We start from the raw sequence: 14,906 nt of genomic DNA on the forward strand, positions 1-14,906 counted from the left end.
TTGAGATATCTGGCGATGGAGCTTATGACACAAGGTTGTGCTACGAAGCGATTCACCTCAAGCAAGCTATTGCGCTCATTCCGCCGATGGAAGGCGCAGCCTTCTGGGAGCAGGGCTATCCTCGTAATCTAGCTGTCGGGTGCCAGAAACGTTCGCTCTCGGAGACGGCGATGTTCCGTGTGAAGAAACTGCTCAGTGGGACATTAAGCTTGAGAAATTACAATGCTCAGGTTGGTGAGACTTACGCCATGATAAAAGCGTTAAACAAGCTCACAGGGCTAGGTATGCCTGAAACGATGGTGATCGCCTAACAATTAGCCATGTTAGGGCGTTTTTAACTGAACGCAAATTAGGAAAAAAAACCTATTGCCGATTACATTACCTTCCGAATCTGTTTTCAATAATCCTTTGCTTGAATCAAGCAAAACAAGTTCATTTCCCCATTGCTAACATGAAGAATCAGAGTTACCTCTTATTTTCTTCGATTTCGGATTAAGCACCTTAAATCAAAGTGGGTAACTCTCTTGATTTCAAATCAAAGTGTCGGAACTATTACATATCAGTAATTATTTACCTCAAGAACAAATAACTCTCTAACACCTTCAACTCCCTTGTTCTCTGCTTCTTCCATATACGTAGCAGCTTTTGAAAAATACCCTTTACGAACGAAATTTTTAATCATCTCATAGTAGTATTTAGATTCATCATCTTTGGATTCACTCCACTTAAAAGATGAAGGAATATTACTAATAACCTTCTGATCTTTTACTCTCTCATAAGGATTACTAAAGTGTTCTAATTCTATTTCTAGGTATATCCTACCAGTTTTTCTATATTGGATATTACTATTTGAAGCATCCAGTATATTTGCTTCAATATCACCAGCACGGATCGCCATATCATTGATCACTCTTAACGGTTTAGGAGAATCTAAATTCAGTTTTTCCACATCCGTAAAAAATACTAAGTAGCTAGGATTTTTGCCATTAGGATAAACTTGAGGAAGTCTATATTCGCTATAATATCCTTCTGCTTTAAATAAACTCTTTGGTGTATAAAAATTATTACTAGTTCCAAGAAAATCTAAAAGTTTGAAGTTTTCATCTAGTACCAAGACAGAAGGCAAAAATACACCGTTGTCATCAATTGGTGAATAAACACTAACTCCAATATCACTTGAGCTTACAGGAAGTTTAATACCTTCTACATAAGAATAATTGGAGTCGAGTCTAATAATGTCATTGGAACTAGAAACATTAAGTTCTATATCACCGACCTCAGGCAGCTGTTTATATCGAATTTCATTTAGAGTCACATAACGATGCTCTTTTAGTGCTAGCCTGTCAGGGATTTCCTTATACAGCTTATTTTCAACCAATGTTGAATTCGAACAAGCTACACTCAGAACTGCAAGTAATATAATAGTTAACAACTTCATATTGTTTTCCTCAGAATCTATTACCCAAAACCATACAAGAAAGCGCTTTCTCTTAACGTGACGCGAGTCTTTAATTATTAATTTTAAATGAACTAATACTTAACCGAATTCACTAAGGGTACATACTACTAATGCTCCATACATACTTATACCCCAAAAAGGACACACAAAATTCATAGCTAAATTTGATGAAAATTGTTCGCACCTATTCCACTTGTTTCTCAAAACATAAGGTTTGTAACTCTGCGCCTTTTTTCACGAACTGGCATTCTAACCAATAAACACCAGATGGCAGATAGATAGCTCGCCCTTGAACCATGGTAGTCTTGCCGTTGTTACCGTTGATGGGCAGTGACATAGCAAATTCACCATTGATGCTCAAACTGCAAGAAGATTGCGCCAGAGCTTCTCGATCATAGGCCATCTGAGCAAAACAAAGGTAAGTACCGCTGTTTTCTACCTGCAACAAACATTGGCTGGATTCTTGGCTGTTGAGTTCAATGGTTTGATCCGCAAAGCAGATTGGTGCCGTTTCAGGCACTGCGTGGAGCGCCTGAGCCGAAAGTGGCGCAAAAGCTTTCACCGCTTGATACGCCTGCAACGGTCTTTGCATAACTGGTGCATTCAAAATAAAACGGCAGATGTTCATCGCACTGCGCTGCAATTCGCCCAACGTTAACTCACCTTGCGCGAGCGCCTGCAAGGAGTCGTCTTCCATTGGGTTACGCTCGGCGGCTTCGTTTTCCACTACCATGTAGAGATCATTTTGCGCTCGTAGCATGTAGCCAGTGAAGCGCTTACTCTCTTCACCTCCGTCAACGGGGTGATTCATTTTGGCCCACCAGTCGGTCATCACAATGCCAGTGTAACCCCATTCACCACGCAAGATGGTGGTATTCAGATCATAGTTGGAAGCCGCCCAATGACCGTTGACCGGATTGTAAGCGGTCATGATGGTAGACGCCTGACCATACTTCACCGCCATTTCAAACGGTTTGATGTGGATTTCACGCAGCGCGCGCTGTGACATCACGCTATCTACATCCATTCGCGCGGTTTCTTGATCGTTCGCTGCGAAGTGTTTGATGGTGCCAGAAACGCCCGCTTGTTTTAAACCTGTGGTTTGCGCAGCCGCGATCCAACCCGTTAATAACGGATCTTCGGAGAAATATTCGAAATTACGGCCATTGAGTGGATGGCGATGAATATTGATACCTGGGCCAAGTAACGTATCGATTTGGTACGCTTGCAATTCTTGGCCAACCAGATAATACAATAGCTGATTGAGCGCCGAGTTCCACGTGCAGGCAAGCAGCGTTCCAATCGGTACTTGCGTCGCTTGATGACCGCTGTCCATGCGAATCCCCGACGGACCATCGGCCGCCGCGGCCACCGGAATGCCCAGCTCAAATAGCGAATCACACACCCCGCCAAATGCAGCCGCAGTGCCCGGTGTCACTTTCGGGCTGCACATACCTTCTCCACGAACAAGAGTCGCCAATTGCGCTGGCGTCAGTTGGGCAATGAAGGCTTCTAAATCAGCGTGTCCTTTTGCAACATCGACCAACTTAATCCCTTGATCGCCCGTAAAAGCATAGGTTGGCGGCAAGTTGGCTTCAATTCGTTGCGCCAGTTCCACCGTACGCAGTGGCACAGGCTGATACCTAGTTTGATAGACGCCATTGGCTTGGCGCTCTGCTGGCACTAGGCGTTCAAACTCACGCGTTGGGGCACAGGCTTCTGAAAGGGTTTCTAGCACCCGCAGTTGGTCGAGTTGCCACACGGCATCAACCAGCTCGGCTTGGCGTACGCTCCCCCCAAGGTAGAAACGGTATTCACCCGCTTCCAACACATAACTGTTTTTGTGCCCTGTCACACCGCTGTCGTCAAAGGAAGCCAAAGCCCATAAAGGCACGGTAATTTGCACTCTTTCACGGCCATTCGGTGCAATTTCACCGCTTTTATCAAAACCACACAGCACACGTGCGGGTTTACCGAGTTTTCCTTGCGGCGCTTCCACATAGACTTGCACTACTTCTTTGCTGCTAAATTGTTGGCCTACATTACGAACCTCAATATCAAACGTCAGCGCGTTGGCATTGGTGAGATCGCCGCCAGCATCTGCCACGTCAACAGAGCACTGAACCAAACGGCGTTCAAATTGGGTATAAGATAACCCGGCACCAAACTCAAACTGCACCTCCTCTGGGGCAAAGGTTTCAAAGTATCGATAGCCGACGTATATATCTTCAGCATAGGGGTTGAAGTCTTTGCGGCCAAAATGGGCAGATGAAGGGTAATCTTGCAAACGATAGGCGATGGTGTCGGTCAAACGACCACTGGGAGAAACAGCGCCAGAGAGCACATCGGCCAGCGCGTGGCCCCCTTCCATCCCCGCCGCCCAGCTGTAGAGCACTGCTTTGATCGCTTGATGGTTTTCAAGGTCAGTTAACCACGACATATCGATAATATTGGTCACGTTCATCACCACGATCACCGCCGTAAAGTGACGGCACACTTTGGTTAGCATGTCCGATTCCAGCTCGGTTAAGCGGTAGCTGCCTGCTTCATCGGCGTAATCTTTATCTTCACCGGCAGTGCGACCAATAAACACGATCGCTTTGTCAGACTGAAACGCAGCCTGTGCCACCACCTCATCGGTCAATGGCATTTCATGTTGAAACCACGGCTCAGCCGCCCAACCACCGCCGCCGTCATCAAATGGATGATGCGCCAGCCAAGCTTGATAGGTCGCGATCAGCGCCTGATTCAGCGTAAATGATGCATTGGATTGCAGCCCTTGCAGTGCATTAACGGCATACGGCACATTGACCGCCCCGCCAGACCCTGTGCCACTGCGATAGGTATCCACTTGACAGCGGCCAAACAGAGAAACCACCTCTGATGGTTGAATAGGAAGGGCTTGGTCGTCATTTTTTAGCAAGACGATGCCTTCTGTCGCCGCTTTACGGCTCACCGACAACAGTTCTTGCTGCGCTTTGTCTATCGCTGGATTTCTCATCGCTCTATCGCTTTATTTTGCTTTTGGCATTCTCATTGAATGAGCTTCAGTGTATGCTTGCCAAGTGCGCATTTCTACCAACATACCGACCAATAAAGGGAAAATAACGACATGAACGTCACCTATCAACTGCAGGAGCATCTGCGATATCCGCATTTAAAATTTGCTTATGTTGATGGCCACCATCACAGTGATTTTGGCCTGCACAAACACGACTTTTCTGAGCTGTTTTTGGTCGTCAGTGGCAAAGGCAATCATGTCGTGGCATCGCACGTTTATCCCCTCAGCACGGGGGATGTGTTTGTGATTAACGGTGACATTGAGCACGCCTTTCAAGATGTTGAGCAGTTGGAAATCATTAACTTGATGTTTGAAGCAGGCACGCCCTTTTTCGAAACGCCCTCATTGAGGATGTTGTCGGGCTATCAGGCGATGTTTAAGGTCGAGCCGATTGCCCGCCAAACCGGTGAATATCGGGCTAAGCTCACGCTTGATAGCGGGCAACTGCCGCAAATAGTGCGGTTGATTGACGCGATTCGGATTGAATACCAACAAGGGGAAAACGGCTTTGAAACCATGCTCACCAGTTTGATGCAGCAATTGGTCATTACCCTAGCACGCATGTACCAGCAACAAACGCACGATCTGCCGAAAACCACACTGGCACTTAGCCGAGCGTTAATTTTTATTGAACAGCACTTTACCGATGCCTGCCTTCACAGCGGAGAAATTGCCCAAGCGGCGTTTGTCAGCCAGCGACAACTCGAGCGGCTGTTTAAGCAGTTTCTCAACACCTCACCGAATCTTTACTTGCGTGAAATGCAGCTCAACTATGGACGTGATCTATTAAGTAATGACCCTAGTGTTTCGATTCAGCAAATAGCGGAACGGTGCGGATTCAATGACAGCAACTATTTTTCAAAGTGCTTTAAGCAGAAATTTGGCCAAAGCCCACGCCAATACATGACTCAACAAAAATAAAAAAAGCCGCTGTTGTCAGCGGCATAATGAATGGCAGTGGTGTGCATTCATGCAACAAAAACAAGTTCTCCCGTGTAGCCCGACTTGCCAGTTGCAAAATCAGGAGTGGCGATCCCCCTAAAGAACCACTCCCTACAGGTGGATTACCACCACATGTCTGCTTGGATACCCACAAGGACGTCTGCTTTGTCACGCATTGATCCATCTAGGTAAGTCGCTAGGAAACGAATTTCAGGTGCTGGGCCAAAACCAGTTGGGACTATAATGGTTGGCGCAACCGTCAGTTTGTAGTTGGTTGCATCGTCACCCACACCGTTTGAATCTTCCCATTTGTTGTACTGGAAGCCCGCTTCTGTCGCGATAACGAAGTTTTGTGTTACTGGGAAAGATGGACGGATCATCGCCGATGCCCAGCTGTCTTTGCCACCGTTATCGAGATCGTTGTATTGACCTTGGATAGAGTGGAAGATGCTCACGCCATTTTCAAAGAAGTATCCCCCCCATACCAACGCACGCGCAGAGACATCACCGCTTTCGACTTTCTTCATTTTTGCAGGGCCTTCCAACGAACCATTGCCAGGTTTCCATGCGTTGTAAGTAGTCAGCGTGCCGCCAAGTAGTTGACCGGAGCCAAGGCCTTTACCTGCCTGAGCGATGTACTTGGTAAAACCTTTGTCAGATAGACCAAACACTTTGTCTGAATGAACAATCGCGGTCATCTCAACACCGTTGCTAGCGTACTCTGTACCATCGACGAAGTTGTCTGGCAGATATTTACCCATGGCGTGCAGTTCAACACCATCAAAATCAACGCCTACGTGTACCGAGTGCATTGGGTTGTTCGAGTTGGTTGCCCAGAATGAATCTTCTGCGTTATCACTGGCGATATACGCAAAATCCCATTTGTTTCCGCCAAGTTCAATACCTTCAATACCCACACCAGTGCCGGACATATCGGTATAGAAGAAGTCTGTCATAAAGATATAGTTGTCTTTACCGTAAAAACGTTTCCCTCCCCAAATAGTACCCGTATCGCTAACACCATCAAACTCAACAAAGGTTTCCACCATACCAATACTACCGTTTGCTGCATCTGCGCTCGTACTGAGCTGGTTTTTACCTTCAGACTGTGCGTTGTCTGCTCCGGCACGCGTCTTGATACGGATTTTTTGACCGTCATCATTCTCAAAGTTTTTTTGCAGCGCAAGCTCAAAATGGTTGTCCGATTCAATACCCAAGCGACCTAGGCGCTCTTTAGATGCTGGGAATTTTGAACGTTTGAAATCGTCGTTTTTGCTGTAGAGAGCCCCCGCACGGAAGTAACCGTGGAACTCAAAACCATCAGATTTTTCAGCATGAACAACTGGCGTGGCGGATAAACCCGCAGTCGCAACTAGACAAGCGAGGGTAAGCTTAGAAAGTTTCATATTAACTCCATGTTCCATCATTAGCCCTTAAAAGAAAGCGCTTTCTTTGTTATTTATAAAAAACTGAACATCAATGGCGAACGCAAACCAATAATTCACGTTCAACTATGCGATGAAGCTAATAAAATATCAGCCTCAACTGCCTTGTTCAGTGCAAGAGAAGTATAAAAGGATCTTCTAAGATAAAACCGTGATCACCCTCATTAAAGAAAGCGCTTTCTCGGATATTCATCACAATTTGATATTTCACTGATCAATGAATGGAAGAAACACTTTCAAGCCGTTTTGTACCTTAAAAACGAAAAGTGCCTAAAAACGAAAAAGCCCGTGATGTTCACCACGAGCTCGATCGAGTGCGTACTGATCAGCGTTTTTCGAAACGAATGTTATCCAAACTGAATGTCATCGCAGCCGTAGGTTCAAACACCAATAAGTTGTTGATCATGGTTGGATCCGCTTGATTGCCAGCAACAAAGCGGTTTGACTGAGCGAGTAAATCCGCCAGCTTGATGCGCACTTCGCCCCATTGCCCCATCGCTGGCAACGCCACAGTCATGTCACTGGTTTTTGGCCAACCACTATCGATTTTCACCATCAGTTCACTGCCGTCAGTCATCGACTCCACTTTGATATCAAAGATCAGCTCGCCACTCTCTAACCAATGGCTCACGTCAGTCGTGGGTGAACGGAAATAAAGGTTACCCGCGCCGTTTTTCTTGCTGATTTTCAGCACTTGGCCGTGATCACCATCGGCCACTTCTTGGTGCGAGACGATGTCCATTGGATCGTAACTGCCGTACGCCAAGTTACTGTTGAGGCTTTCAGAGAAAATATCTAAGTTTGGGCCATCGGCGTAGCGGTCATCTTGCGGCAAAATCGCAGGCGCTTGATGCCCTTTGACCTTCACCGCTTGCTCACCGATAGTCGCACAGCCTTTGCCTTTCCAGCGATCCGCCGAGCAGCGATACACTTTCACGTAATCCACCAGCATGGTTTTTGGAAAGTCCGATTTATCGATTCCTTTTTGGTTGGCATTGGCCGACCAAGAGCCGCCCACAGCAAGGTTGAGCAGCAGGTGGAAACGTTCGTCAAACGGTGCTGCGCCTTTGGCGTTGACCAAAGCGCCATCGACTTTATATTGGCTGTACCACTCATCTTGCGTTTGTGTCGCGTAGTGAATGTTGTCGACATACCAACGAATTTCCCCTTCTTCCCACTCAATCGCATAGGTGTGGAAGTCATCCGCTGGGTTGATGTTGTTGGGCAGCGAAGCACCTTGACCACTGTAGACGTTATCTGGCCATGCTTTGCCATAGTGCAGACTGCCGTATATGCGGTTTTCACCATCGCCAGCTTGTGCTCCTGGCGCATCAGATTGCGCTTTCAGGTTGACCGCTTCCATGATGTCGATTTCACCAGAGGCCGCCCAAGTGCCATATTTGTTATCGGTCGGTAGCATCCAAATTGCTGGCCACGTTCCCTGCCCAGATGGTAATTTGGCGCGGATTTCAAAGCGGCCATATTTGTGGTCACGCTTGTCTTTAGAGCGCAGACGTGCCGAAGTAAATGGCAGGGTTTTATTCGCCCCGGCGCCAACTTTGCCTTCTGGATTATCTGGCCCACTGTAGCTCTCATTGTGCGCCACAATGTGCAAATAGCCATCTTTTACATAGGCATTACGCGCCCGTTTGGTGTAGCACTGCTGCTCGTTATTGCCACCGCCCCAACAGTTTTCTTCTAGGCTCCAGTTACGTTTGTTGATTTTGTCGCCATCAAACTCATCGGCCCACACCAATTGCCACTGTGCACTCCGTGGTGTAGGTTGATCTAGCAGCATCACTGGCTTTTTGGTTTGAACTGAGTCGGTTCCGGATGAGCTGTCACCCGTTTGGCTACAACCCGCTAATAAGCCAAGAGAAACGGCCAAAGCAAGCTGGTTAATACTATTACGGTTGTTCGATGTCATGATTCCTCCGCACGGGGTACCCCGTGACTGCGTTGTCAGTGTGAAATCCGCTGAACGATAAACAAGCTATGCCATTTTTGTCGCGGATTAACGATTATTTGTTGAAGGCCACATTGCGCATTTCCGCAACACCGCCATGAATGTCGGCAGTGCCACTGAAGTAGCACAGTGAGGTAACGTCGCTAAAATCGGGGTTACACTTGATCATCTCGCTCATTGGGATGGTGTAAGCCGTCCATTCGGTGCTAATGGCGCTGCATATTGGACCAAACGGTACAAAGTTAATGGTTTGAGGGCAATCGTTGTTACCCCATAAACCCGTTTGAAAACCGATGTTAAGAGCCGGACCTGTCGTGCCTTTGAGCTCAAACGATAGGCTACCGTTTTCAAAGCCTTTTAGGTTCACACCTGCTTGACCTACCAGCACAACGCCTGCAACCCAGCCCTATCTTTCTCGGTACCCACCGTTTGTGGCGTAGTAAGCGTCAGCACACACGACTTCTCAGCAAGGCAGGCCGTGCCTTCCCATGCAATCGCTTCGCCACCAAGAAAAAAGGTACTGTCAAGCACAATGAATTGATAGGCGTCAAACTGTTGATCAACCAATGGTTTGGCTTTGGGTGCGAGCGAGTTGTCCAATACGTTTTGTTCCACACCTCCGTGGCTTTTCACAATGTTTAAGCAAGCACGAGTGATGCCGTCGAATGCGCCATAAGAAATGGCTAGACAATTGGCGTTACCCAATAATCAGCATGGTGCTCCGTTGGGTAGTTGCCCTCACGCACTGGCTGAGGCGCAAGCATCACCTCATTTGGCGTTCCACTATCACTGGATGCTTCTGTTTTGCTGTTACTTCCACACGCGACCAACAAGCCAGAGAAACCGAGCAGTAACGCGTACTTGATGATGTTTTGATCAGATTCACTCTTAGTGTCCTTAGAACAAAAGTAAAAGATAGCGCTTTCTTTTGTTTTAAAAATAGAGCGAGAAAACGGGTCAAGAAGACAGAGCGCTCTCGCTAAACGACGGCAAGAAAGTTGACAACCCCATAGCTTGCAATGTTCTCAGTCGATGAAACCATTCTAGAAACAAATAAGGATGAAAAACGTGAGCACCACCAACATGCAAGCGCTTTCTTTGTGCGTGGATCACATTATAATCCCCTCCAACACGGTTAAATTGCTCAAAGCGTGAACATCCCTTTTCACAGGACGCTATGTAGTTCAGAGTTTTGTTATCTTCGCCATCAGAGTTCTAGGTGAGGGAACAGAACACAGGTACACTGTCCTATTGAACTCAAAAGGCAATATAAGGAGAGTTCCATTGATCACCATTAAAGAAGTATCCGAGTTGGCGAATGTCTCTCAATCCACCGTATCACGTGCCCTGAACGGCCACCCAACGGTGAAAGAAGCCAATCGAAAGAAAGTCTTAGAAGCGATCGAAAAGCTAGGCTACAAACCGAACGCTTTTGCACAGGCGCTGGCATCCAGTCGTTCTAACAGCATTGGCATGTTGGTAGGCTCGCTAGACGGCCCGTTTTATGGCCCACTGATGCACCATGCCGAAAACACAGTAAGACAAAACAACATTCACTTGATCGTCACCAGTGGTCAGGAATCTCACACCAAAGAGCAAGATTCGATCAACTTCCTGCGCTCAAAGCTGGTTGACGGTTTGATTGTCCATTCCGATACCCTTTCTGACGATGAACTGATTGACGTGGTTAAGCGTCAAAATGCCACGATTGTGTTGAACCGCTACATTCCAGAAATTGCCGATCACTGCATTTTTATCGATAACGAACTTGGTGGGTATCTAGCCACCAAGCACCTGTTGGAACATGGCCACAAGAAAGTGGCGTGCATCACCGGTCAACTGAGCAAAGTCGATAGCCGCGATCGCTTACAAGGTTATCGCAACGCTTTGGCTGAATTTGGTATTGCGTATGACGCGAGTTTGATCGTCGAAGGACGTTTTGACCATCAAGGCAACCACGAGGCGGCGCGTCGTCTGCTCGATCGCGATCCACAAATCAGCGCTATTTTCTGCCAAAACGACAACATTGCTCTGGCGGTTTACGATGTGGCCGCAGAACGCGGATTGGCGATTGGCGACGATCTTTCTGTGGTCGGTTTTGATAATGATACCCACAGCCAGCACATTCGCCCACGCTTAACCACGGTGAACTTCCCTGTGATGGAAATGGGCTGCGAAGCTGCCAAAGGGGTATTGGCCTTGGTCAACAAGCAGTGTTACCCATTAAAGCACAAGCTAACGCCAGAGCTGGTTATACGAGATTCGGTAAAACCACACCAGTCGAAGGCCAAGTAGAGCAAGCTCGCCTTCCTTTCTGTCAGCGAAGTCCGTAGTGAGCTCCCCAAGCCTTGACTCTGCTCGCTGTTTTTTGCGCTGACTTTCGTGGCTAACACACGGAAATAAAGAACCCCACCAAAAGGTGGGGTTCTTTATTTCTCTCATATGGCCTCAACCACGAGGCCATGTTTCTGTTTGAGTGGCTAGTTGGTTAAGCGCTTAAAGCTTACGATTAGCCATTAGTACTTAGTGATTAACCGCTATACAGCATCGATTCCGGCAAGCTCACCACCACTTTCTCCACCTCGCCTGTGCGAGCGAAAATCGCTTGGCTGATGCGTTCATCGAGCTCAAGTTGCTCAAACAACTGCACGCTGTCGTCACGCATCATCACTTCAATGTGGCCTTGTGCTTGCTCGCTGAGCTCATAGATAAACGGAACTTGACAGTAAGTGAAAGCTAACTCACCGGCATCCACTACGTAGATGCATTTCTCACCAGACACATCTAAGCAGCTAAAGGTGGTTGCTTGAGTGAGGAACTCTTGCTTTCTCAATAGCGTTGGCTCAATACGAATGCGCTGCGCGTTCACTTTGATACCCAGCTCGGCAAAACGCGTCAGCACTTCTTCTTTGACTTGGCCTGTCATGCCTGGCTGCTGCGCGCCAGCGTGTTTTGGCGTATGCGAGTACGGGTCGGTTGGAAACGCACCGTAATTTTGCGGCGTCTTGTTAAAGCCAATGCCCTGACGAACGCGGTAGTAGTAGTGTGCCAACTGCTTGGTTTCTTCGCTGTTTGCATCTTGTTCCAACGCAAACTGGTAGTTTTCTTGTACTGCCAGCAGCAGTTTGGAGACCATGTGCCAGTAGATACAACCCAAACCTTCGTAACCAAACATGGTGCCAGAACGGCCAGTAAACGCACGGTGGTTAAACACCTGCTCATAAAGAGCATCGAGCTCGTCCCATTGTTCTTTGCTAAGCTCTGGGTAGTCCATTTTCACTTGCGCGACCGCTTTGCGCAGTCCATCGACGTTTTCAAACGTCGCGTGGAAATGGCAGTCGCCTTGAATGTCACGTTGCACAATGCGTTGATCGCCCTTGGCCAGCATTTCACTGATCACACGGTTGGTTTCCACTTGTGCAGGCGCAATGCGGTTGCGCGCAACAAACGCTGGCAATTCGCGATCTGGGTAGAGCATGAAGCTTTGCTGATCGTCACGGTACATATCGCTGTTAAACAGCTTATCCAACAACTTAACGGCTTGTTTTGGTGTGAGCACACCCGCGCTCAATACCGCCACTTGCCCTTCTAGCATTGGGTAGAGATTTTCGATATTTAAGCTTTCACCCGAGTAAGTCAGGATGTTGTAGGCGTTGTACAAACCATCTTCACGCAAGTTGTTTTCGATGCTGGAATCGAGCACCACAAGGCTGGCTTCCAGTAGTTTCTCGAGCGCACTTTTCTCCACTTTGGTTTTACCAGAGAAACCGTTCATGCGGTAAACACGTTGTCTGAACTCGTCGGCGGATTTTTCAAGCAGCGTCAACATCGCTTTGCGTGTTTGACGATTCACCGTGCCTTGGCGGATCTCTTTGGTCGCGTCTTGCAGAATGCGGGTGATGGAGAGCATCCAATCAAACACTTCTTTCGACATCGAGACAGATGATGGCAGTTCGCTCATCAATCCCTGCAAGAAGGCCACATAACGACGCATGTAGTACAAAGTAACCATAGAGAGACCATTACCGACAATCGCGTTGTTGGCATCGTTCCATTCCGGACGTTGAGTGTTGAGCCAAATACCGCCATCCAGCACCAAATTGCTCAGTTTCGACAACAAAGGCACCAGCACTTTTTCGCACAAGTTCACCATGTAAACGCTGTCTTCGCCTTCGAGGATCAAACGGCCATCACTGCCCAGCTTCGCCACTCTTTCTTCGATACGCTTTTGCAGTTCGTGGTTAAACGACACCGTGTCTTTTGGATTGGCGAACAAATTGTCCACGCCACACAGCTCATAAGGCACATTGGCGTAGCTATATAGATCACTGGTGAGCAACTCGCTAAACTCTTCACGTTGATATTTCTTCGACAACTCAAGGAACTTCAACAAGTAGATGATCTGGTGATCGCCCCAGTAACCGATGTTGCTCCATGGATCATCCGCTTCCAGCAGTTCCCAATCGATGCCCTCTTTGGTGATACGATATGGGTTGTAACCATCCATGGTCGAGGCGTTAACAAACTTCGCCATGAATGAAGAGATGAAACCCGGATAGCTCAACGCCAGCGCTTCCCAGTTTTGGAAAATGTCGCGCCAGTTACCTTGGTAAGAGAGTAAACGATCACCTTTTTCATCTTTCAGTTTGATTTCGTAGTGGTTCCAAGGGCGGCTTGGATCGCCATGTCGACGACCAAACGTTAGTGGCAAGTACTCATAGCTTAAACGTACCAACTGCGCGTCACCCGTGAGCTTCGCCAGGCGAACCAGTTCAGCATGGGTAAAGCTCGCCGGAAGATCGGCAAAGAAGGTTTGCTGACGCGCCACCACTTGTTGGTTGGTTTTGCGCATGGTTTTCAGCACGTCTTGCTTGTCAAGTTGGTAGTTGTTTTCAATCACGCCGCCACGCATGCTGTTGAACAGCACGTTAGCGTAGTGGTGCACAAACGTGGTTTCCTCTGCGGTCACTTGCCAAGCATCCCCGCCCGACATCAGAACAATCAGCTCTTGCTGATTTCGCGCGATACTCGCCTCGATCTGCTGTTCCACTTTGACCGGCGTCGCCAACTGCTGCTCTAAGGCATGCACATCACAATGGTTTTTGTCGATATCGGCAACGATCAACCAGTGCTTACTCTGCCCCGCAGGGAGCTTGATTGTTTTGTTGATCAAGTAACTACCGCGCACACCACGTGTCAGTGGCTCGTTGGCAATCGGCTCACCACTGCGGAACGCACCTAGCTGTTCACTGCTGAGAAGAATTTGACCGTTGTCATTGTCAATGCTAAACACCGTGGTCGCCAACAGTGATTCGGCAGGCTCTGCGCGATCACTCAACTTAGCGTACATGGTGTAGAGCGCCAGTGACGTGCCTTCCACTTGTTCATTCCACTTATATGCATCCACTAAGGCACTGCGCGTTTGTAACGCTGCCAATGGCGCGCCCGATGGCAACAGGTTTTGCAATCCGTCGAGAATATCCAGCTCACGGTCTTGGTCAGAGAGATCACTGATTTGCGCACGGCGAACAAAGCCAAAATCGTCGCTGCTGGCCCAAGCGTATTGGAACTTCAGTTTTAACGTGTGGTTAATCTCTTCAAAAACGATTTTGTCACCGATGCTGTTTTTGTAGAGATTGCGCTCTACTTGGTACAAGCCATCGTGGAAACGGTTGAACGGTTCCCACAGTACCCATCGGCCATCTTGCTGCATACGAACAATGGTTTTCGAGCCGGTGTTTTCCGCGCTTTCATGAATATGATCCACCGACTTGTACGGGAAAAGAGCATTTTCAGGGCGAATGCGGCCCGCCGATAAACTGCCTGTTGATGAGATAAACAGCCAATGGTCGCTGGAGGACACCACGCTAATGAAAAATGGGGCCATTTTGTCAACATGGGCAATTTTGTAGTAACGCTCACCGAGCAAATCGACAAATGAACCTTCAACGTTCTGATTTTTTTGATGTTCTAGCTTCATAATTTCATTCCAACAAAAGAAAGCGCTTTCTTTATCGCTTTTTTAAAAAGTTA

General features: G+C 47.8%; 9 protein-coding genes and 1 pseudogene. 3 read left to right on the forward strand and 7 right to left on the reverse strand.

Annotation, left to right across the window (positions count from 1 at the left end; all coding sequences use genetic code 11):
- A pseudogene (locus HKI82_RS05375) lies at window positions 1–311 on the forward strand (IS5/IS1182 family transposase); the annotation flags it as partial.
- Window positions 312–559: 248 nt separating this feature from the next.
- Here the strand turns inward: HKI82_RS05375 and HKI82_RS05380 are convergent.
- Both HKI82_RS05380 and HKI82_RS05385 read right to left on the reverse strand, forming a co-directional pair.
- Window positions 560–1,438, reverse strand: coding sequence for a MalM family protein (locus HKI82_RS05380; protein WP_102942276.1), 879 nt, complete (start codon window positions 1,436–1,438; stop codon window positions 560–562).
- 205 nt (window positions 1,439–1,643) lie between these two features.
- Window positions 1,644–4,460 (reverse strand): glycoside hydrolase family 3 protein, encoded by a 2,817-nt coding sequence (locus HKI82_RS05385; protein ID WP_102942277.1) that lies wholly within the window; start codon window positions 4,458–4,460, stop codon window positions 1,644–1,646.
- Between the two features lie 111 nt (window positions 4,461–4,571).
- On the opposite strand from HKI82_RS05385, the gene HKI82_RS05390 reads away from it, so the two are divergent.
- Window positions 4,572–5,441 carry a helix-turn-helix domain-containing protein gene (locus HKI82_RS05390; protein ID WP_102942278.1) on the forward strand — a complete coding sequence of 290 codons (870 nt, stop codon included), beginning with the start codon at window positions 4,572–4,574 and terminating at the stop codon, window positions 5,439–5,441.
- A gap of 143 nt (window positions 5,442–5,584) precedes the next feature.
- Here the strand turns inward: HKI82_RS05390 and HKI82_RS05395 are convergent, their stop codons facing one another.
- The 4 genes from HKI82_RS05395 to HKI82_RS20470 all read right to left on the reverse strand — a co-directional run bounded on the left by HKI82_RS05395 (window position 5,585) and on the right by HKI82_RS20470 (window position 9,578).
- Entirely contained in the window at window positions 5,585–6,868 is a 1,284-nt protein-coding gene (locus tag HKI82_RS05395) for a carbohydrate porin (RefSeq protein WP_042488640.1), read from the reverse strand.
- 364 nt (window positions 6,869–7,232) lie between these two features.
- Window positions 7,233–8,834 carry a glycoside hydrolase family 16 protein gene (locus tag HKI82_RS05400; protein ID WP_171137394.1) on the reverse strand — a complete coding sequence of 534 codons (1,602 nt, stop codon included), beginning with the start codon at window positions 8,832–8,834 and terminating at the stop codon, window positions 7,233–7,235.
- A gap of 94 nt (window positions 8,835–8,928) precedes the next feature.
- Complete coding sequence (locus HKI82_RS20465) at window positions 8,929–9,261, reverse strand: hypothetical protein (protein WP_240956651.1); 333 nt, start codon at window positions 9,259–9,261, stop codon at window positions 8,929–8,931.
- Complete coding sequence (locus tag HKI82_RS20470) at window positions 9,252–9,578, reverse strand: hypothetical protein (RefSeq protein WP_240956652.1); 327 nt, start codon at window positions 9,576–9,578, stop codon at window positions 9,252–9,254. Before HKI82_RS20470 ends, HKI82_RS20465 begins: the two co-directional genes overlap by 10 nt.
- Before the next feature lie 579 nt (window positions 9,579–10,157).
- On the opposite strand from HKI82_RS20470, the gene HKI82_RS05410 reads away from it, so the two are divergent.
- Complete coding sequence (locus HKI82_RS05410; RefSeq protein WP_102942281.1) at window positions 10,158–11,168, forward strand: LacI family DNA-binding transcriptional regulator; 1,011 nt, start codon at window positions 10,158–10,160, stop codon at window positions 11,166–11,168.
- A 235-nt stretch (window positions 11,169–11,403) separates the two neighbouring features.
- On the opposite strand, the gene HKI82_RS05415 is transcribed toward HKI82_RS05410, so the two are convergent.
- The gene (locus tag HKI82_RS05415; RefSeq protein ID WP_171137395.1) at window positions 11,404–14,853 is read right to left on the reverse strand and encodes a hypothetical protein; all 3,450 of its coding nucleotides are present in this window, start codon (window positions 14,851–14,853) and stop codon (window positions 11,404–11,406) included.
- Between the last annotated feature and the right edge of the window lie 53 nt (window positions 14,854–14,906).

It is taken from the genome of Vibrio plantisponsor, from assembly GCF_013041605.1.
In the GTDB taxonomy this organism is placed as follows: domain Bacteria; phylum Pseudomonadota; class Gammaproteobacteria; order Enterobacterales; family Vibrionaceae; genus Vibrio; species Vibrio plantisponsor.

Excerpts from the sequence above, each read along its gene's own strand:
- HKI82_RS05395 (WP_042488640.1), bottom strand. The coding sequence starts at position 6,868 with ATGAAACTTTCTAAGCTTACCCTCGCTTGTCTAGTTGCGACTGCGGGT.
- HKI82_RS05385 (WP_102942277.1), bottom strand. The coding sequence starts at position 4,460 with ATGAGAAATCCAGCGATAGACAAAGCGCAGCAAGAACTGTTGTCGGTG.
- HKI82_RS05400 (WP_171137394.1), bottom strand. The coding sequence starts at position 8,834 with ATGACATCGAACAACCGTAATAGTATTAACCAGCTTGCTTTGGCCGTT.
- HKI82_RS05390 (WP_102942278.1), top strand. The coding sequence starts at position 4,572 with ATGAACGTCACCTATCAACTGCAGGAGCATCTGCGATATCCGCATTTA.
- HKI82_RS05380 (WP_102942276.1), bottom strand. The coding sequence starts at position 1,438 with ATGAAGTTGTTAACTATTATATTACTTGCAGTTCTGAGTGTAGCTTGT.
- HKI82_RS05415 (WP_171137395.1), bottom strand. The coding sequence starts at position 14,853 with ATGAAGCTAGAACATCAAAAAAATCAGAACGTTGAAGGTTCATTTGTC.